We start from the raw sequence: 18,198 nt of genomic DNA, 5'->3' as shown, positions 1-18,198 counted from the left end.
TGGCCATACCTTGGTAACCCGCACCCCGGCCGGTGCTCAAACACCCCATCTACGATCAAAAGCCGTAGAGCGCACCCCGGGAATTCGCCCGGCGAGCCCTTTCCCGCCCCCCTCCGGAACCCCTCGAAAGTCCTCCGCGGAACAAGGTTTAGGACCAGTTCCAAACCGCCCTAACCGGACATACGCCCTCTGGACGGGCATACGTCCCCGCACGCGCCGAGGGCCCGACCGCCGCAGGGCCGAAAGGCCCCCGACGGATCGGGCCCGTTGCTCCTAAGGCGGCTAGTAGGCCCCGAATGGCCTGTGCGCCTTGTCACCGGCGGTGGGACCGAAGGCCGTCCGTTTCGGGACCTTCGGCACGGTGCCGCGAACTACCCGACGGGCAGCCCGGTCACCTTCTTGGCGTGCAGCGCGACCAGCTGCCTGCCACCCGAGGCCAGATACCAGCGGTCGATGTCGCCGGAGCCGTCGTTGTACGTCCAGAGCAGCTTGCCGTCGGCCGGGTCGAAGGCGTGGATGCCGCCGTTCTTGTCGAACTGGGTGGCGCCGTAGAGAACGCCGCCCACCTTGGCGAACTGCCAGGGGGCCGCGATCTCCAACGTCTCCGGGTTGTGCCAGTGCCGCTTCCCGGTCGCCGGATCGACCGCCCACAGGGCGTGGACGGTGTCCGACACGTAGAGGACGCCGTCCAGAACGGCCGGGTCGTTGAACCGGCTGTACTTCTCCGTCGCGAAGGACCAGCGCTCGGCGCCCGTCTCCAGGTCGAAGGCGCGCATCCTGTCGCCGGTCGCGATGATGACCAGGCCCTCGTGGACCTCGAAGCCGCGGTTGCTGGTGCGGCCGATCTTCTTCGTCCAGACCTGGCGGCCGGTCGCGGTGTCGCGGACCGTGAGGTTCTCGCGGAAGTCCGTGTAGACGAGGCGCTTGCCGGAGACCCGCGCGGTGAGGCCGTTCGACTCGGTGCCGTGGTCGCGCTGCTCGCGCCAGACGACCTTGCCCGAGGAGGTGTCGATGGCGGCGATCACGTTGTCGGGGGTCCGGAAGTTCTTGTCCAGGATCCCGGCGACCACATAGACGTGGTTGGTGTCGGCGGCGATGACCCGGGGCTGGGAGTACTCCTTGTCGCCCAGCCGGCTGCGCCAGGTGTCCTTGCCCGTCTTGGGGTCGAGCCCGATGACGTTTCCGTCGTAGCGGGCGCTGGCCAGGTAGAGCGTCCCGCCGCCGATCAGCATGCTCGCGCCCGGGGTGGTCACCTCGGCGCGCGACCAGAGCTCCTTGCCGGTGGACAGGTCGCGGGCCACCAGCGGGTCACCGGAGACCAGCACCACGTTGTCGACCACGGCGACCGCGGATATCCAGGCCAGCCCGTCGTACGTGGTGGCGTGCTGCCAGGCCGGCTTCGGCTTCCCGCCCGGCTGGGAGACGTCGCCCCCGGGCTTCCCGGACTCCCCCGGCTTCGGCGAACCGGAGCCGCCGCCCTCGACCGGCTCCTCGACCGGGCCGCAGGCCGCGGCTCCGGCGCCCAGCAGGGCCAGCCCCGCCCCGGCTCCGGCCAGCCTGATCATCCGCCTGCGCGACACATCGCCTCTGCCCATGGCGTGCCCGTCCCCCTCTTTCACTGCGCGATCCCGGCCCCTCGTTCGCAATCGAGAAGCCCCGCCCGGGCCGATCGCCCGAGGCGGGGCCAGATTAACCAGGGGTTTTTGGTCCACGCGCGTAGCGAACGCGACCGGAACGTTCCTGTGACGCCGCTGTCACCGTGTCCGCGGCGCGAAAAGGGGCGGCCCCGGCCGGTCGAAACCGGTCGGGGCCGCCCCTCGGACGCTACTGCCGGGAGAGGCAGAAGGCGCCTGTCACGCTTCCTTCGTCATGTTCGGGCCGCCGCCCGCCGCCTGCTCGATCGGCGGGACGTCGGGCAGCGCCGACTTCTCCTCGCCGCGGAAGGTGAACTTCTCGTCGTCGCCCTCGCCCTCGCTGCCGACGACCACGATGTGGCCGGGGCGCAGCTCGCCGAAGAGGATCTTCTCCGAGAGGACGTCCTCGATCTCGCGCTGGATCGTCCGGCGCAGCGGCCGGGCGCCCATCACGGGGTCGTAGCCCTTCTTCGCGAGCAGCTTCTTGGCCTCCGTGCTGAGCTCGATGCCCATGTCACGGTCCTTGAGCCGCTCGTCCACCTTCGCGATCATCAGGTCGACGATCTCGATGATGTCTTCCTGGCTGAGCTGGTGGAAGACGACGGTGTCATCGACACGGTTGAGGAACTCGGGCCGGAAGTGCTGCTTGAGCTCTTCGTTGACCTTGACCTTCATCCGCTCGTAGTTCGTCTTGACGTCGCCCTGGGCGGCGAAGCCCAGGTTGAAGCCCTTGGAGATGTCCCGGGTCCCGAGGTTGGTCGTCATGATGATGACCGTGTTCTTGAAGTCCACGACCCGGCCCTGGGAGTCGGTCAGGCGACCGTCCTCCAGGATCTGGAGCAGGGAGTTGAAGATGTCGGGGTGGGCCTTCTCGACCTCGTCGAAGAGGACGACGGAGAACGGCTTGCGGCGCACCTTCTCGGTGAGCTGGCCGCCCTCCTCGTAGCCCACGTAGCCGGGGGGCGAACCGAAGAGACGCGAGACCGTGTGCTTCTCGCTGAACTCCGACATGTCGAGGGAGATCAGCGCGTCCTCGTCGCCGAACAGGAACTCGGCGAGCGTCTTGGACAGCTCGGTCTTACCGACACCGGACGGACCGGCGAAGATGAACGAGCCACCGGGGCGCTTCGGGTCCTTCAGACCGGCCCGCGTACGGCGGATCGCCTGCGAGAGCGCCTTGATGGCGTCCTTCTGCCCGATGACGCGCTTGTGGAGCTCGTCCTCCATGCGCAGCAGCCGGGAGGACTCCTCCTCGGTCAGCTTGAAGACCGGGATGCCGGTGGCGGTGGCGAGGACCTCGGCGATGAGCTCGCCGTCGACCTCGGCCACGACGTCCATGTCGCCGGCCTTCCACTCCTTCTCGCGCTTGGCCTTCGCCGCCAGCAGCTGCTTCTCCTTGTCGCGGAGAGAGGCCGCCTTCTCGAAGTCCTGGGAGTCGATGGCCGACTCCTTGTCGCGGCGCACGCCCGCGATCTTCTCGTCGAACTCGCGGAGGTCCGGCGGCGCGGTCATCCGGCGGATGCGCATCCGGGATCCGGCCTCGTCGATCAGGTCGATCGCCTTGTCCGGCAGGAAGCGGTCCGAGATGTACCGGTCGGCCAGCGTCGCGGCCTGGACCAGCGCCTCGTCCGTGATGGACACGCGGTGGTGGGCCTCGTAACGGTCGCGCAGGCCCTTGAGGATCTCGATGGTGTGCGGCAGCGACGGCTCCGCGACCTGGATCGGCTGGAAGCGGCGCTCCAGCGCGGCGTCCTTCTCCAGGTGCTTGCGGTACTCGTCCAGGGTGGTCGCACCGATCGTCTGCAGCTCGCCTCGCGCCAGCATGGGCTTGAGGATGCTCGCGGCGTCGATCGCGCCCTCGGCGGCGCCCGCACCCACCAGGGTGTGGAGCTCGTCGATGAACAGGATGATGTCGCCGCGGGTGCGGATCTCCTTGAGGACCTTCTTCAGGCGCTCCTCGAAGTCACCGCGGTAGCGGGAGCCGGCGACCAGGGCGCCGAGGTCGAGGGTGTAGAGGTGCTTGTCCTTCAGGGTCTCGGGCACCTCGCCCTTGACGATGGCCTGGGCAAGGCCCTCGACCACCGCCGTCTTGCCGACGCCGGGCTCGCCGATGAGCACCGGGTTGTTCTTCGTCCGGCGGGAGAGCACCTGCATGACCCGCTCGATCTCCTTCTCGCGCCCGATGACCGGGTCGAGCTTGGATTCGCGGGCGGCCTGCGTGAGGTTGCGGCCGAACTGGTCGAGCACCAGCGACGTGGAGGGCGTGCCCTCCGCGGGGCCGCCTGCGGTGGCCGCCTCCTTGCCGCCGGAGTAACCGGACAGCAGCTGGATGACCTGCTGGCGCACCCGGTTCAGGTCGGCGCCGAGCTTCACGAGGACCTGGGCGGCGACGCCCTCGCCCTCGCGGATCAGGCCGAGCAGGATGTGCTCCGTGCCGATGTAGTTGTGGCCGAGCTGGAGGGCCTCGCGGAGCGACAGCTCCAGGACCTTCTTGGCCCGGGGCGTGAAGGGGATGTGACCGGACGGGGCCTGCTGGCCCTGGCCGATGATCTCCTCCACCTGCTGGCGGACCGCCTCGAGCGAAATCCCGAGGCTCTCCAGGGCCTTAGCGGCGACACCCTCACCCTCGTGGATCAGGCCCAGGAGGATGTGCTCGGTGCCGATGTAGTTGTGGTTGAGCATCCGGGCTTCTTCCTGAGCCAGGACGACAACCCGCCGCGCGCGGTCGGTGAACCTCTCGAACATCGTTAATCGCTCCTCAGAGCGGTCAGGCAGTAAGGGGTCGGTCCCCTCCCTGTCCTTCCGCAGCTTAGTCCCGCAAGCGGGGACCGCTCATTTCAACTGCCGACACCCGGCCCTGCTTCCCGGGGGATCGCCCGCCCCGAACGCCGACAACTGCTCCAACCCGATGGTGCGAGACGATGTTCCCGCAGGCCAGGCCAATACCCCAGTCGCCAGTACGCCGATGGCGAACGTGAGACATGCATGGCTTGCGTGTCGCCCCTCCCCACTAGGGATGTCTTACCCGCAATTACAGACAGTCCATGCGGCGTACGCGGGTTCCCTCCGCTACGGGCGAACATCTTCGTACTCCTGAATGCGCCCGTACGCCCCCAACCCGGACACCCTACGCGGTCGCGCGTACGCGGTACGTAACCTGCGGGGCCGGTCGGGGGTTGTTCCGTCATGACCCTCACCGTCCCGCCACCCCGTGTCCCGCCCGCCGTCGAGCAGGGCGGTGACGCCCGGGGCGAGCCTTGGGACGGCTGGGCCCGGTGGTACGAGCGGGAGTTGGGCTGGGCCACGGCGGGCGGTGCGCCGGTACGGCTGCTGACCGGGCTGCGGTTCGACGTGCTCGTCGTCCCCGCCGTGGCCGGACACGCGGCGCTGCGGCGGGTGGGCCCGACGGGGCCGGTGGCGCTCATGGGGCTGCGGATGAGCCTGCTGGTGGCGCCGGGAAGCGCGGAGGAGCTGCCGGGGCTGCTCAACTGGCTGGAGTGGGGCGGGGTCGCGCTCTCCCTGACCGGGCTGGGCGCGGGCGGGCGGATCACCGCTCCGCCGCCGCCGGGGCGTCCGGCGGAGCCGGGGGCCGCCTCCTGGCTGCGGCCCCCCAGGCCGTCACGGGAACAGGACGAAGCGCCGGTTCTCCCGGCCTTCTCCGGCTTCGGGAGCAAGCGCGGTGATGCTCCCGACCTCGTCCGGCTCGTGGACGCCGTGGCGACGGAATGCCACCGGGCCCGACTGGCGCGCGCCCGGGCGGGCTTGTTCCACGAAGAGCCCGTGACTCAGCCGTTGGCCTTCTCGTAGGCCTCGCGGATCTCGGCGGGAACGCGGCCGCGGTCATTCACATTGTGGCCGTTCTCGCGGGCCCACTTACGGATCTCGGCGGTGTCCTTGTTGCCACCGGAGACGGCGCGGCCCTTGCCACGTCCCGACGCCGCACGGCCACCGGTGCGCCGGCCGTTCTTCGCGTAGGGCTCAAGAAGGGAACGCAGCTTGTCCGCGTTGCTGGTGGTGAGGTCGATCTCGTACGTCTTGCCATCCAGCGCGAACGTCACCGTCTCGTCCGCCTCGCCACCGTCGAGGTCGTCAACAAGAAGGACCTGAACCTTCTGTGCCACCGGATTTCCTTTCATCGAAAATGGAGTACGCGGAAAGGAAACCGCTTTTCCCCGGAAAACACAAACCCCCGGGAGAGGTTCAGCAGCTCAAGGAGACGGGAAACGTGCGCGATTCGGACATAGGGGCGCGCCGCCCTCTTCCGGCTCTTCGCACGCTCAGAGGTGCAGAAGCATCCGGCTGTTGCCCAAGGTGTTCGGCTTCACTCGTTCGAGACCGAGGAACTCCGCGACTCCCTCGTCATAGGAACGCAGCAGCTCGCTGTAGACATCTCCGTCGACGGGCGTCTCCCCGATCTCCACGAACCCGTGCTTCGCGAAGAAGTCGACTTCGAAGGTGAGACAGAAAACCCGGCGGACGCCCAGCCAGCGGGCGGTCCGCAGCAGCTTGTCGAGGACCTGGTGGCCCACTCCGGCGCCCTTGAGGCCGTGGTCGACCGCGAGCGTACGGACTTCGGCGAGGTCTTCCCACATGACGTGCAGCGCGCCGCAGCCGACGACCGAGGCGTCCTCGTCGCGTTCGGCGATCCAGAACTCCTGGATGTCCTCGTAAAGCGTCACCGTCGCTTTGTCGAGGAGGATGCCTTCCCGCACGTAGCCGTCGAGGAGACGGCGGACGGCGGGCACATCGCTCGTCCGTGCGCGCCGGACGGTGATGGCCACGTTTATAACCGACGGTTCGGTCTGGGAATCGGTTTGCGGAGACTCTGAGGACATACGCAGACGCTATCGCCCGGTCTCCGGCTGCGCTCCATCGGCCGCTTCACCGGCTTCGGCATCCCCGGCTTCGCCCGCCGGGGCCGCGCCCTCACCGGGAAGAGCGGGCAGAACGATCCGCATCGCGTCGCGCAGCGCCTCGCGCTGCTCGGCCGACATCATCCCGAAGAACGCGACGAGCGCGGCCGCCGGGTTGTCGCTGAGCGACCAGGCTTCGTTCATCAGGGCGGCGGCGTATGCGGCACGGGTGGAGACGGCCGTATATCGATATGCGCGGCCCTCCACTTCGCGGCGGACCCAGCCCTTCTGATGGAGATTGTCCATTACCGTCATGACGGTGGTGTAGGCGATGGACCGCTCCTGCTGAAGGTCCTCCAGGACTTCCCGCACAGTGACCGGACGGTTCCATTCCCAGACCCGTGTCATCACGGCGTCTTCGAGCTCTCCCAATTGACGGGGCACAGCGTCACCTTAGTGCCAGATGTCTGGAATGCGTAGCTATTCACACAACAAAAGGGCGTACGACTCCTCGGGAGTCGTACGCCCTTTCGTATACGGGAGCGCCTGGCGCACCCCGGGGGGGTCAGGCCCCTTCGGTGCGCGGGGTCTGCTGAACCGACTCGGCGCGGCTGATCGCCGCGTCCACGGCCGCGTCCTCCTTGGCCTTGTTGGGGCCGCCCTGGCTCTTGACGATCGTCACGACCAGGCCGATGAAGAAGGCGGCCATCACCACGGGGGGCACGAGCGCGGATACGTAGTCCATGCCCTCCAGAGTAGCGAGCCGCCTCCCCGCCCCCGGAGAGGCCCTACCCCGCGCGGCGCTGCGGCGGCTGCGGGGCGGGGCGGCGCGGCGGGAAGACCTCGGAGGGCTTCGGGGCCGGCCGCTCGGACGGCGGTACGGGGCGGGCCGGGGCGGGCGGCGCCTTCGGTTTGTCCGGCTCGGCGGCGCGCCCGCCGGGCAGGGCGAGCAGCCTGCTGCGGGTCGCGGGCACGGCGCGTCCGGCGAGCCGGGCGCGCACCGAGCGCTCCGCGATCATCTGGCAGCGCTCCAGGAGGGCCGCGGCGACCGGGCCGCCGCGCAGGGCGCGCAGCGCGGCCAGGTCCTCGGGGAGCGGGTCGTATCCGGCGGCCAGGGCGTCCTGGAGCAGCTCCAGATAGCCGGTGAGGGAGCCGGGGAGGGCGTCGCGGTAGCGGACGAGGTCGGCGAGGAGGAAGGCGCGCAGCCGTCCGGCCTCGGAGACGGCCTCGTCCACGCTGCCCGCCAGCCGCAGGCAGTCCTGGACATCCTCGTCGGGCAGGGGCGCGGGGTGCAGCGCGAAGGCGAGGGCGCGTCGGAGCACTCGCAGCTCGTCCGCGCTGAAGGCCATACCGCCGCGTGATCCGTAGGGCGTGGGCATGACGCGACAATACGTGCTAAAGGGACAAAATCGGCTTAACTGGTCGTCGGTGGCGCGGCGGCCCCGGAGCGTCGCCGCCCACGGAGCCGCCGGTCAGGGCCCTGCGCCAGGAGTGTCCTGCCGCCGAGGGCCGGTCGGGCCGCGGCGTCCGGTGCGGTGCATCGCAAGCCGCCGGAGCACCCCGATGGCGGAGCCGTGCCGATGTTTCGGCAACGCGGCGAGGTCCCGCGCCAGGCGTCGCGGACCCGGCCCTGAGCGGCAGGCCCCCCTACAGCCGCGACACGTTGCGCTCGTACACCAGGCGTAGCCCGATGAGGGTCAGCCAGGGCTCGTGCTCGTCGATGACGGAGGACTCGCCCAGCACCATGGGAGCGAGGCCGCCCGTCGCGATGACGGTGACGTCGTCCGGGTCGGCCGCCAGCTCCTTCTTCATCCGCTCCACGACCCCGTCGACCTGGCCCGCGAAGCCGTAGATGATGCCCGCCTGCATGGCCTCGACGGTGTTCTTGCCGATGACGCTGCGCGGCCGGGCCAGCTCGATCTTGCGGAGCTGGGCGCCCTTGACGCCCAGCGCCTCGACGGAGATCTCGATGCCGGGCGCGATGACACCACCGGTGTACTCGCCCCGGGCCGAGACCGCGTCGAAGGTGGTGGCCGTGCCGAAGTCGACCACGATCGCCGGACCGCCGTACAGGTCGACGGCGGCGACCGCGTTGATGATGCGGTCCGCGCCGACCTCCTTCGGGTTGTCCATCAGGATCGGCACCCCGGTCTTGATGCCGGGCTCCACGAGAACGGCGGGGACGTCGCCGTAGTAGCGCCGGGTCACCTCGCGCAGCTCGTGCAGCACGGCCGGGACGGTGGAGCAGATCGCGATGCCCTCGATGCCGTCGCCCAGCTCCATGCCGAGCAGCGGGTGCATGCCCATGAGGCCCTGGAGCAGCACGGCGAGCTCGTCGGCGGTGCGTCGGGCGTCCGTGGAGATCCGCCAGTGTTCGACGATCTCCTCGCCGTCGAACAGGCCGAGGACGGTGTGGGTGTTCCCGACGTCGATGGTGAGCAGCATCAGGCGCCGGCCCCGTCGGTGTCGCGGAAGTCCAGGCCGATGTCGAGGATCGGCGAGGAGTGGGTCAGCGCGCCCACGGCCAGGTAGTCGACCCCGGCCTCCGCGTAGGCGCGGGCCGAGTCGAGGGTGAGCCGGCCGGAGGACTCCAGGAAGGCGCGCCCGCCGGTCAGGGCGACCGCCTCGGCGGTCTCGGCCGGGGTGAAGTTGTCCAGCAGGATCAGGTCGGCGCCCGCCTCCAGGACCTCGGCGACCTGGTCCATCGTGTCGACCTCGACCTCGATCGGCAGCTCCGGGAACTCCTCCCTGACCCGCTTGAACGCCTCGGCGACCCCGCCCGCCGCGATGACGTGGTTGTCCTTGACGAGCGCGGCGTCGGACAGCGAGAACCGGTGGTTGACGCCGCCGCCGCAGCGCACCGCGTACTTCTCCAGGGCGCGCAGCCCCGGCGTCGTCTTGCGGGTGTCCCGGACCTCGGCCTTGGTGCCCTCCAGCACATCGGCCCAGGCGCGGGTGGCGGTGGCGATGCCGGAGAGCCGGCAGAGCAGGTTGAGGGCGCTGCGCTCGCCGGTGAGGAGGTCGCGGGTGCGGGTGGTGACGGTCAGCAGCTTCTGGCCGGGGGCGACGCGGTCGCCGTCCTCGACGTGCCGCTCGACCTCGAACTCGGAGGTGCAGACGATCGACAGGACCGCCTCCGCCACGCGCAGCCCGGCCACCACCCCGGCCTCGCGGGCGGTGAAATCACCGGTGGCCATGGCGTCCTCGGCGACCGTGGCGACGGTCGTGACGTCCACCCCGCCGTCCAGGTCCTCGGCGATGGCGAGGTGCGCGATGTCCTCGACCTGGATGGGGTCCAGGCCGGATTCGGCGAGGAGCTGGGCGAGCGCGGGGTCGAGCCCGCACTCCTCGTACTCCTCGTCGCCGCCGCAGCCGCAGCCGTCCCCGCAGCCGCCCGCGGCGGGGGCGGGCGCGCCGACCCGGATCAGCGGTACGTCCACGGGAGTGGGGCGCGGATTCTCTTCGGGCGTGCTCACGGTTACGGCTCCTCGGGGGTGGGGTGGGTGGTGCTCGTCGCTGCGAAGTCTGGTGCCCCGGACGCGTCCACGGGCCCGAACGCCTCGGTATCCGTCCGACGGAGGACGAGACCTCCGTCCGGGCCAAGCCGTACGACGAGGTGGCGGCGCCACTCGGCGTCGTCGCGCTCGGGCCGGTCCTCGCGCCAGTGGCAGCCGCGGGTCTCCTCGCGGGCGCGGGCGGCGGCGACCAGGACCCGGGCGACGAGCAGCAGGTTGGTGGCCTCCCACGCCTCGACGCCGGGCACCGCGGGCTTCGCCTCGGCCCCGTGGGCGCCGGGCCGCAGCTCCTCCAGCTCCCCTGCGGCGGTGGCCAGGCTCTCGGCGGAGCGCAGCACTCCGGCGCCCCGGGTCATGGTGCGCTGGACGGCGAGCCGGGTCTCGGGGGCCAGAAGCGGGACGGGGGCCCCGACGGACTCGACGGACTCGCCGGCGCGGGGGCGGTCGGCGACGATATCGGCGGCGATGCGCTCGGCGAAGACGAGTCCTTCGAGCAGCGAGTTGGACGCCAGCCGGTTCGCGCCGTGCACCCCGGTGCAGGCGACCTCGCCGCAGGCGTACAGGCCGGGGACGGTCGTACGGCCGCGCAGGTCGGTGCGGACGCCGCCGGACGCGTAGTGCGCGGCGGGGGCGATGGGGATGGGCTCGGTGACGGGGTCGATGCCGTGGGAGCGGCAGGCGGCCAGGATGGTCGGGAAGCGGTTCTCCCACATCTCGGCGCCGAAGTGACGGCCGTCGAGGTACATGTGGTCGGTGCCCTTGAGCTGCATCTGGCGCGTGATGCCCTTGGCGACGATGTCGCGCGGGGCCAGCTCCGCCAGCTCGTGCTGCCCGAGCATGAAGCGCGTACCGGAGGCGTCGACCAGGTGGGCGCCCTCGCCCCGTACCGCTTCGGAGACCAGCGGCTGCTGGCCCTCGGAGCCGGCGCCGAGGAAGAGGACGGTGGGGTGGAACTGGACGAACTCCAGGTCCGAGACCTCCGCACCGGCCCGCAGCGCGAGCGCCACGCCGTCGGCGGTGGAGACCGAGGGGTTGGTGGTGGCGGAGAAGACCTGGCCCATGCCGCCGGTGGCCAGGACCACGGCCGGGGCGTTGACCGCGCCGACGCCGTCGTGCTGGCCCTCGCCCATGACGTGCAGGGTGACCCCGGCGGTACGGCCTTCGGCGTCGGTGAGCAGGTCGAGCACGAGGGCGTTCTCGATGGTGTGCAGGGCGGCCGCGCGGACCGCCTCCACCAGGGCGCGGGAGACCTCGGCGCCGGTCGCGTCGCCGCCCGCGTGGACGATGCGGCGGCGGTGGTGGCCGCCCTCGCGGGTGAGGGCGACGGAGCCGTCCCCGTCGGTGTCGAAGCGGGCGCCGGTCTCCATCAGCCGGCGCACCGCGCCCGGGCCGTCGGTGACCAGGGCGCGTACCGCGGACTCGTCGCAGAGGCCGACCCCGGCGACCAGGGTGTCGTCCAGGTGCTGTTCGGGGGTGTCACCCTCGCCGAGGGCCGCGGCGATGCCGCCCTGCGCCCAGCGGGTGGAGCCCGCGTCCAGGCGGGCCTTGGTCACCACGACCGTGGCGAGGCCCGCCGCGGCGCAGCGCAGGGCGGTGGTGAGCCCGGCGACGCCGGAGCCGACGACCACCACGTCGGCGTCGATGGACCAGCCGGGTGCGGGGGCTGTCAGCCGTATACCGGTCACGGGGTCGCTCCGAAGGTGAGGGGGATGTTGTCGATGAGGCGGGTGGCGCCGACCCGGGCGGCGACGGCGAGGATCGCCTCACCGGCCGCGCGGTCGTCGGGGATCTCGGTGAAGTCGGCCGGGTCCACGAGCGCCACGTAGTCCAGGGCGAGCGGCGGGTTCGCGGCCTCCGCCTCCTCCAGGACCGTGCGGGCGGCGGCGCGCACGGCGGCGGGTCCGGCGTCCGGGCGGGCCCGGGCCACCGCCTGGGCGTCGGCCGCGAGGCGGGCCTCGCCGAGCCGGTTGAGCCCGGCGGCCCGGTCCTCGGTGGCGCCGGTGGCCTGCGCGCGGGCGTGCAGGGCGGCCTGGGCGGCGAGCCGGTCACGGGCCGCGAACAGGGCCCGGGACAGGGCGAGTGCGGTGCGGCGTTCGTGCGTGTCGAGGAAGCGGTTGCGGCTGGACAGCGCGAGGCCGTCCGGCTCCCGGACCGTCTCGACGCCGGTGATCTCCACCGGGAAGTTCAGGTCGCGCACCATGCGCCGGATCAGGGCGAGCTGCTGGGCGTCCTTCTGCCCGAAGAACGCGGTGTCCGGCCGGGTGAGGTGGAGCAGCTTGGCGACGACCGTGAGCATGCCGTCGAAGTGGCCGGGGCGCGAGGCCCCCTCCAGGCGCTCGCCCATCGGGCCCGCCGAGATCCGGACCTGTGGCTCGCCGCCCGGGTAGACCTCGTCCACGGACGGCGCGAAGACGACGTCGGCGCCGGCCGCGCCGGCCACCGCGAGGTCGGCGTCGAGGGTGCGCGGGTAGCGGTCGAGGTCGGCGGCCTCGCCGAACTGGAGCGGGTTGACGAAGACGGTGACGACGACCTGCCCGGCGGGGCCCGCGTGGGCGCGGGCGGCGCGGATGAGCGAGGCGTGGCCCTCGTGCAGGGCGCCCATCGTCATGACGACGGCCCGCCGCCCCTCGGGGGCGTACGCGTGCAGCTCGGCGGCTGTGTCGAGCAGGACCGGCGTGGTGGATGTGGTGGTCATCGGGACTCCTCCGGTCCGGTGCCGGTGTCGCCGGAAGGGTCCGGGCCGCCGGGCCGCGACGGGCCGGAGCCGCCGTCTGCCAGGGCGTCGAGCAGGTCCTCGGCAAGCTCCGGCTTGAGCAGGCCGTGGGCGAGGGCGCGGTCCGCCGTGGCGCGGGCCATCGCCACGTAACCGGCGACCGTCTGCGGGGCGTGGGCGCGCAGCTCGCCGAGGTGCGCGGTGACCGTGCCGGCGTCGCCGCGCGCGACCGGGCCGGTGAGCGCCGCGTCGCCGGAGCGCAGGGCGTTGTCGAGGGCGGCGCCGAGCAGCGGGCCGAGCATCCGGTCGGGGGCGGTGACCCCGGCGGTGCGCAGCAGCTCCATCGACTGGGCGACCAGGGTGACCAGGTGGTTCGCGCCGAGGGCGAGGGCCGCGTGGTAGAGCGGGCGGGACTCCTCCGCGATCCATTCCGGCTCGCCGCCCATCTCGATGACCAGCGCCTCCGCGGCGAGCCGCAGCTCGTCGGGCGCGGTGACGCCGAAGGAGCAGCCGGCCAGCCGCTGGACGTCCACGGAGCTGCCGGTGAACGTCATCGCGGGGTGCAGCGCGAGCGGCAGGGCGCCGGCCCGGCGCGCGGGGTCCAGCACCTTCGTCCCGTACCGACCGGAGGTGTGGACGAGGAGCTGTCCGGGGCGGACCGCCCCGGTCTCGGCCAGCCCCTCGACCAGCCCGGGGAGGGCGTCGTCGGGGACGGTCAGCAGGACGAGCTCGGCCCGCGCGAGGACGTCGGCGGGCGTCATGAGCGGTACGTCGGGGAGGAGGTCGGCGGCGCGCCGCCGCGAGGCGTCGGAGACCCCGGAGACGGCGACCGGGCGGTGCCCGGCGAGGGCGAGGGACGCGGCCAGGGCGGGGCCGACACGACCCGCCCCCACCACGCCGACGGTGAGCCGGGCGGGGCGGTCCCTGGCGTCGAGCGGGTCCTTGGGAGCTGTTGCGTTCACACTGCGGGCCTTCCGTTCCAGTCCGCGGGGGGTACCGGACGATTCCCTTGCATGCTACGCCAGCGGCCGCCCCGCCCTCCCGGCTTGTCCACAGCCTGTGGATACCGCTGCGGCCGGGCCCCGGAAACGCGGTGGGCAGGTCCGGTGTTCTGCGTGATGATCGTCCCATGGCAGACATGAACACGCAGGTGACGGACGCGACGGCGGAGCCGGGGAGCGAGGAGGCGCTGCGGCTGCGCAGGCTCACCGCGTGGCGGGGGGCCGCGCGGACGCTGTCCCGTGTCCCGCAGGACCGCACGCTCGGCGAGCAGCTGGCCTCCCTGGCGGCGGACGCCGGGACGGTCACCGACCCGGGGCTCCCGGCGGACATCTACGGGGACGGGGTCGTCGCCGAGCTGGAACAGCGGGTGGCCGGGCTGCTGGGCACGGAGGCCGCCGTGTTCTTCCCGACCGGGACGATGGCCCAGCAGGTCGCGCTGCGCTGCTGGGCCGCCCGCACCGGCAACCCCGTCGTCGCCCTGCACCCGCTCGCCCACCCGGAGGTGCACGAGAGCGGCGCCCTGGGGGCGGTGAGCGGACTGCGCACGGTCCACCCGACGACCGAGCCGAGGCTGCCGACCGCCGATGAGGTCCGCGACGTCCCGGAGCCGTTCGGCACGCTGATGCTGGAGCTGCCGCTGCGGGACGCCGGTTTCGTGCTGCCCGCCTGGGAGGAGCTGGAGGCCGTGGTGGCCGCCGCCCGGGAACGGGACGCCGTCGTCCACTTCGACGGGGCCCGGCTGTGGGAGTGCGCGACGCACTTCGGGCGCGGGCTGCCGGAGATCGCCGCGCTCGCGGACAGCGTGTACGTGTCGTTCTACAAGTCCCTGGGCGGGATCTCCGGGGCCGTGCTCGCCGGTTCCGCCTCGCTGGTCGAGGAGGCCCGCCTCTGGCGGCACCGGTACGGCGGGCAGCTCTTCCAGCAGTTCCCGGCGGCGGTCGCGGCCCTGGCGGGGCTCGACCGGGAGCTGCCGGGGCTGCCGTCGTACGTGGCGCACGCGAAGGTGGTCGCCGGGGCGCTGGCCGAGGGCTTCGACGCGGCCGGCGCGGGCTGGTTCCGGGTGCATCCGGAGGTGCCGCACACGCATCAGTTCCAGGTGTGGCTGCCGTACGACGCCGACGCGCTGACAGAGGCGGGGGTGCGGCAGGCCGAGGAGACGGGCACGGTGCTCTTCCGCCGCTGGTTCACGCCGGACGCCGGAGCGCCGGGGGTCGCGTTCACCGAGGTGACGGTGACGGCGGCCGGGCTGGAGTGGAGCGCCGAGGACGTACGGGACGCGGTGGCCGCGTTTCTGGAGCGGGTGGACGGGAAGGGCTGAGGCGGGCCCGTCCCCCGGACGGCTCCGGTCATGCACGCGGATTGACGCCCGCCGTCAATCCGCGTCCCGGCTGTCACACCGACCCGGCACCATGGACCGGTGAGCGTCACCATCGGCATCGCGGGGCTCGACCCCGACCGCATCGTCTTCCGGACCTCCCCGCTCGTGGAGCTGGGCGTCGCCCTGCACGCCCTCGCCGAGCCGGGGCACCACCCGGGCCTGCACGGCTGGGCGACGGCCACCGCCACGGCCCTGGAGCCCGATCTCGCCGACCGGCTGCACGAGGCGGAGTTCCTCTGGCGGAACACCTTCTCGGACATCTTCATGCCGTTCGCGGGGGTCGTCGGCGGCGACGGCGCGACGGGCCACAGCCTGGCCGCCGACCTGGACATCCTGGACCGCCTCGACGACGACCGGTTCGTCTCGGCCGCCCTGGAGTTCACCTGCGCCACGTTCTACGGGACCGGCGCGGCCTCCCCGCTGCGCGACGCGGAGGCGCGCGCCCGGGCGCTGGACATGGCGGCGGCGCGAGGCCCGCGCCAGGTCGAGTTCACCAAGCGGCTGCTGGCCGACCCCGCTCCCGTACGCCGCTGGCTGCGCCGCCTGTTCGAGGACTGCGACCAGGCGTTCTTCGCGGACACCTGGGAGCGGACGCGCGTCCAACTGGTGGCGGACGCCCGGCACAAGACGGACCTGCTGCGGCGCAAGGGGGTCGCCGAGGCGATACGGGCGGTCTCGCCCGCGCTCTCGCTCGACGCGGACGGCGGCCGGATCAGCGTCGACAAGCTGACCGAGGGGGCGACCGACGCGACGGACCCCGCCGTCGGCCCCGGGCTCACGCTGATCCCGACCAGCTTCGGCTGGCCGCACCTGATGGTGCTGCACGCCCCGGGCTGGCGCCCGGTGATCCACTACCCGGTGCACCGGCCGGAGCTGCCCGCGCCCGCCTCGGTGGAGCTGCTCCAGCTGCGGCTGGAGGCGCTGGCGCACCCGATGCGGATGCGGTTGTGCCGGAACATCGCGCGTTCCCCGTACACCACCGGTGAACTCGCCGACACGAACGGAATCACCGCGCCCGAGGTCTCCCGCCATCTGGCGGTGCTGAAGAAGGCCGGGCTGGTCACGACCCGGCGGCGGGGCCGGTACGTCCTGCACCAGCTGGACCTGACCGTGGTGGCCCGGCTCGGCAGCGACTTCCTGGAGGGGATCCTCCGCTAGGAAGCCCCACCGCCGGCGCGGACCAGCCCCGTCTCGTACGCGAGGACCACGACCTGCACCCGGTCGCGCAGGGACAGCTTGGTCAGGATGCGGCCGACGTGCGTCTTCACGGTCGCCTCGGAGAGCACCAGGCGCCCCGCGATCTCACCGTTCGACAGGCCCTGGGCGACGAGCAGCATCACCTCGCGCTCGCGTTCGGTGAGCTTGGCGATGTCCTTGTGCTGCGGCTCCGCGGTGCCGCTGGGCAGCATCGGCGAGAACCGGTCGAGCAGCCGGCGGGTGGTGGACGGGGCGACGACCGCGTCCCCGCTGTGCACGGAACGGATCGCGGCGAGCAGTTCGCCCGGCGGGACGTCCTTCAGCATGAAGCCGCTGGCCCCCGCCTTCAGCCCGGAGAACGCGTACTCGTCCAGGTCGAACGTGGTCAGGATGAGCACCTTCGGCGGGTCGGGCTGCGCGCAGATGCGGCGGGTGGCCTCGACGCCGTCCAGCTTCGGCATGCGGACGTCCATCAGCACCACGTCCACGGCGGTGGCGCGCAGGATGTCGATTGCCTCCGCGCCGTCCCCGGCCTCGGCGACCACCTCCATGTCGGGCTGGGCGGCAAGCACCATCCGGAAGCCGGTGCGCAGCAGCACCTGGTCGTCGACGAGCATCACGCGGATCGCCATGGGGGCCTGTTCTCTCCTCGTTCGTTCAGCGGTCGGCGGCCTTGAGCGGCAGCAGCGCGCTGATCCGGAATCCTCCGCCCGGGCGCGGCCCGGCGTCCAGTGTGCCGCCGACCATGCCGACCCGTTCCCGCATGCCGATCATGCCGTGGCCGGCGCCGTCGGCGCCCCCGTCCTCGTACAGCTCGTGCGCGGCACCGCGCCCGTCGTCCTCGACCAGCAGGCCGAGCCCGTCGTCGAAGTAGACCAGTCGCACACTGGCCCCGGCGTGCGGGCCGCCGTGCTTGCGGGTGTTGGTCAGGGCCTCCTGCACGATGCGGTACGCGGTCAGCTCGACGCCGCTGGGCAGCGGGCGGGCGGTCCCCTCGACCTTGAAGTCCACCGCCAGACCGGCCTTGCGGACCTGTTCGACCAGCTCCTCGATCTGCTCGACGTCGGGCTGCGGGACGTACTCCCCGCTCTCCTGCGCATCGCCCGTCCGCAGCACCCCGAGCAGCCGCCGCATCTCCGCGAGCGCCTGGCGGCCGGTGCTGGAGATGGTCTCCAGCGCCTGCCGGGCCTGGTCGGGCGCCGCGTCCATGACGTAGGCGGCGCCGTCGGCCTGCACCACCATCACGGAGACGTTGTGCGCGACGACGTCGTGCAGTTCGCGGGCGATCCGGGCCCGCTCGGCGGCCACCGCGACCTTCGACTGGGCCTCGCGCTCCCGCTCCAGACGGGCCGCCCGCTCCTCCAGCTGGTCGAAGTAGGCCCGCCGGGTCCGCATCGAGTCGCCGAGCACCCAGGCCAGCACGAAGGGCACCGTCAGCACGGCGACGACGAACAGCGTCTGCGCCCAGTTGCGCGGCGTGCCCGCTTCGGTCGGCCAGCGGAGCTGGGACATCGTGGCCGCGGTCAGGCTGCACGCCAGGGCGAGCCGGGAGGCCCAGCGCTCACCGACGGTCGCCACGGTGAAGGTGATGACGAGCATCGCGAAGTTCGCGACGGTCGGCCGGACGCCGCAGATCAGCTGGACGACGCCCATCGCGATGGCGAGCAGCAGCATCTTCTCCGGCGCGCGGCGGCGCAGCGCGACGACGAGGCAGAGGCCGAGGACGACCGGCACGACCGCGACCCGTTCGAGACGCCCGCCGTGCCCGACGTCGCCCACCACGATGGTCATGCCGGAGAGCCCGAGGAGGAAGACAGCCCAGAAGCTGTCGACGCCCGTCGGGTGTCTGCGGATGAAATCGTAGAGGCGCTGCACGTAACCCAGCGTAAAGAAGGCCGAGGGCTGC

The 18,198-nt window shown here is 72.2% G+C and carries 17 protein-coding genes; 3 read left to right on the top strand and 14 right to left on the bottom strand.

Translation table 11 applies throughout. The features are described 5' to 3' along the window. Nucleotides 1–371: 371 nt before the first annotated feature. Both ACZ6C6_RS20400 and ACZ6C6_RS20395 read right to left on the bottom strand, forming a co-directional pair. Entirely contained in the window at nt 372–1,565 is a 1,194-nt protein-coding gene (locus ACZ6C6_RS20400; protein ID WP_469204702.1) for a PQQ-binding-like beta-propeller repeat protein, read from the bottom strand. Nucleotides 1,566–1,853: 288 nt separating this feature from the next. After that, nucleotides 1,854–4,379 carry an ATP-dependent Clp protease ATP-binding subunit gene (locus ACZ6C6_RS20395; protein WP_018102274.1) on the bottom strand — a complete coding sequence of 842 codons (2,526 nt, stop codon included), beginning with the start codon at nt 4,377–4,379 and terminating at the stop codon, nt 1,854–1,856. A 441-nt stretch (nt 4,380–4,820) separates the two neighbouring features. On the opposite strand from ACZ6C6_RS20395, the gene ACZ6C6_RS20390 reads away from it, so the two are divergent. Then, nucleotides 4,821–5,441: an SCO3374 family protein gene (locus ACZ6C6_RS20390; protein ID WP_469204666.1), complete on the top strand. Its 621-nt coding sequence runs from the start codon at nt 4,821–4,823 to the stop codon at nt 5,439–5,441. On the opposite strand, the gene ACZ6C6_RS20385 is transcribed toward ACZ6C6_RS20390, so the two are convergent. From ACZ6C6_RS20385 to ACZ6C6_RS20340, 10 genes are all read right to left on the bottom strand, one after another. Continuing rightward, nucleotides 5,420–5,755: a histone-like nucleoid-structuring protein Lsr2 gene (locus ACZ6C6_RS20385; protein WP_018102272.1), complete on the bottom strand. Its 336-nt coding sequence runs from the start codon at nt 5,753–5,755 to the stop codon at nt 5,420–5,422. The genes ACZ6C6_RS20390 and ACZ6C6_RS20385 overlap by 22 nt on opposite strands. A 156-nt stretch (nt 5,756–5,911) precedes the next feature. Continuing rightward, nucleotides 5,912–6,469 (bottom strand): amino-acid N-acetyltransferase, encoded by a 558-nt coding sequence (locus ACZ6C6_RS20380; protein ID WP_469204663.1) that lies wholly within the window; start codon nt 6,467–6,469, stop codon nt 5,912–5,914. A gap of 9 nt (nt 6,470–6,478) precedes the next feature. After that, nucleotides 6,479–6,931 carry a BlaI/MecI/CopY family transcriptional regulator gene (locus ACZ6C6_RS20375; protein WP_469204661.1) on the bottom strand — a complete coding sequence of 151 codons (453 nt, stop codon included), beginning with the start codon at nt 6,929–6,931 and terminating at the stop codon, nt 6,479–6,481. A 121-nt stretch (nt 6,932–7,052) separates the two neighbouring features. Then, on the bottom strand, nt 7,053–7,232 hold the full coding sequence (locus ACZ6C6_RS20370) for a hypothetical protein (protein ID WP_018102269.1): 180 nt from the start codon (nt 7,230–7,232) through the stop codon (nt 7,053–7,055). 43 nt (nt 7,233–7,275) lie between these two features. Then, on the bottom strand, nt 7,276–7,836 hold the full coding sequence (locus ACZ6C6_RS20365) for a hypothetical protein (RefSeq protein WP_469204701.1): 561 nt from the start codon (nt 7,834–7,836) through the stop codon (nt 7,276–7,278). A gap of 298 nt (nt 7,837–8,134) precedes the next feature. After that, nucleotides 8,135–8,932 carry a type III pantothenate kinase gene (locus ACZ6C6_RS20360; protein WP_018102267.1) on the bottom strand — a complete coding sequence of 266 codons (798 nt, stop codon included), beginning with the start codon at nt 8,930–8,932 and terminating at the stop codon, nt 8,135–8,137. Then, nucleotides 8,932–9,963: a carboxylating nicotinate-nucleotide diphosphorylase gene (gene nadC / locus ACZ6C6_RS20355; protein WP_469204658.1), complete on the bottom strand. Its 1,032-nt coding sequence runs from the start codon at nt 9,961–9,963 to the stop codon at nt 8,932–8,934. The genes ACZ6C6_RS20360 and nadC overlap by 1 nt, the downstream gene beginning before the upstream one ends. Nucleotides 9,964–9,965: 2 nt before the next feature. Continuing rightward, nucleotides 9,966–11,687, bottom strand: a complete 1,722-nt coding sequence (locus ACZ6C6_RS20350) for an L-aspartate oxidase (protein WP_469204655.1) — start codon at nt 11,685–11,687, stop codon at nt 9,966–9,968. Beyond that, nucleotides 11,684–12,697, bottom strand: a complete 1,014-nt coding sequence (gene panC, locus ACZ6C6_RS20345; protein ID WP_469204653.1) for a pantoate--beta-alanine ligase — start codon at nt 12,695–12,697, stop codon at nt 11,684–11,686. The genes ACZ6C6_RS20350 and panC overlap by 4 nt, the downstream gene beginning before the upstream one ends. Beyond that, complete coding sequence (locus tag ACZ6C6_RS20340; RefSeq protein WP_469204650.1) at nt 12,694–13,677, bottom strand: Rossmann-like and DUF2520 domain-containing protein; 984 nt, start codon at nt 13,675–13,677, stop codon at nt 12,694–12,696. Before ACZ6C6_RS20340 ends, panC begins: the two co-directional genes overlap by 4 nt. A gap of 167 nt (nt 13,678–13,844) precedes the next feature. On the opposite strand from ACZ6C6_RS20340, the gene ACZ6C6_RS20335 reads away from it, so the two are divergent. Together ACZ6C6_RS20335 and ACZ6C6_RS20330 are read left to right on the top strand one after the other, a co-directional pair. Then, nucleotides 13,845–15,035 (top strand): threonine aldolase family protein, encoded by a 1,191-nt coding sequence (locus ACZ6C6_RS20335; RefSeq protein WP_469204647.1) that lies wholly within the window; start codon nt 13,845–13,847, stop codon nt 15,033–15,035. Nucleotides 15,036–15,134: 99 nt separating this feature from the next. Then, nucleotides 15,135–16,253, top strand: a complete 1,119-nt coding sequence (locus ACZ6C6_RS20330) for a DUF5937 family protein (RefSeq protein WP_469204645.1) — start codon at nt 15,135–15,137, stop codon at nt 16,251–16,253. Here ACZ6C6_RS20330 and ACZ6C6_RS20325 read toward each other — a convergent pair. Continuing rightward, nucleotides 16,250–16,924 (bottom strand): response regulator, encoded by a 675-nt coding sequence (locus ACZ6C6_RS20325; protein ID WP_469204643.1) that lies wholly within the window; start codon nt 16,922–16,924, stop codon nt 16,250–16,252. The genes ACZ6C6_RS20330 and ACZ6C6_RS20325 overlap by 4 nt on opposite strands. A gap of 25 nt (nt 16,925–16,949) precedes the next feature. Continuing rightward, nucleotides 16,950–18,167 carry a sensor histidine kinase gene (locus ACZ6C6_RS20320; protein ID WP_469204640.1) on the bottom strand — a complete coding sequence of 406 codons (1,218 nt, stop codon included), beginning with the start codon at nt 18,165–18,167 and terminating at the stop codon, nt 16,950–16,952. Between the last annotated feature and the right edge of the window lie 31 nt (nt 18,168–18,198).

The sequence above is a fragment of the Streptomyces sp. NPDC041814 genome, assembly GCF_055590565.1.
The sequence above is the reverse complement of the archived record's forward strand: the minus strand, read 5'-3'. Positions and strand labels throughout refer to the sequence as shown.

Coding starts and splice junctions, on each gene's coding strand:
- ACZ6C6_RS20400 (WP_469204702.1), bottom strand. CDS start 1,565: ATGATCAGGCTGGCCGGAGCCGGGGCGGGGCTGGCCCTGCTGGGCGCC.
- ACZ6C6_RS20395 (WP_018102274.1), bottom strand. CDS start 4,379: ATGTTCGAGAGGTTCACCGACCGCGCGCGGCGGGTTGTCGTCCTGGCT.
- ACZ6C6_RS20390 (WP_469204666.1), top strand. CDS start 4,821: ATGACCCTCACCGTCCCGCCACCCCGTGTCCCGCCCGCCGTCGAGCAG.
- ACZ6C6_RS20380 (WP_469204663.1), bottom strand. CDS start 6,469: ATGTCCTCAGAGTCTCCGCAAACCGATTCCCAGACCGAACCGTCGGTT.
- ACZ6C6_RS20370 (WP_018102269.1), bottom strand. CDS start 7,232: ATGGACTACGTATCCGCGCTCGTGCCCCCCGTGGTGATGGCCGCCTTC.
- ACZ6C6_RS20365 (WP_469204701.1), bottom strand. CDS start 7,836: ATGGCCTTCAGCGCGGACGAGCTGCGAGTGCTCCGACGCGCCCTCGCC.
- ACZ6C6_RS20360 (WP_018102267.1), bottom strand. CDS start 8,932: ATGCTGCTCACCATCGACGTCGGGAACACCCACACCGTCCTCGGCCTG.
- panC (WP_469204653.1), bottom strand. CDS start 12,697: ATGACCACCACATCCACCACGCCGGTCCTGCTCGACACAGCCGCCGAG.
- ACZ6C6_RS20335 (WP_469204647.1), top strand. CDS start 13,845: ATGGCAGACATGAACACGCAGGTGACGGACGCGACGGCGGAGCCGGGG.
- ACZ6C6_RS20325 (WP_469204643.1), bottom strand. CDS start 16,924: ATGGCGATCCGCGTGATGCTCGTCGACGACCAGGTGCTGCTGCGCACC.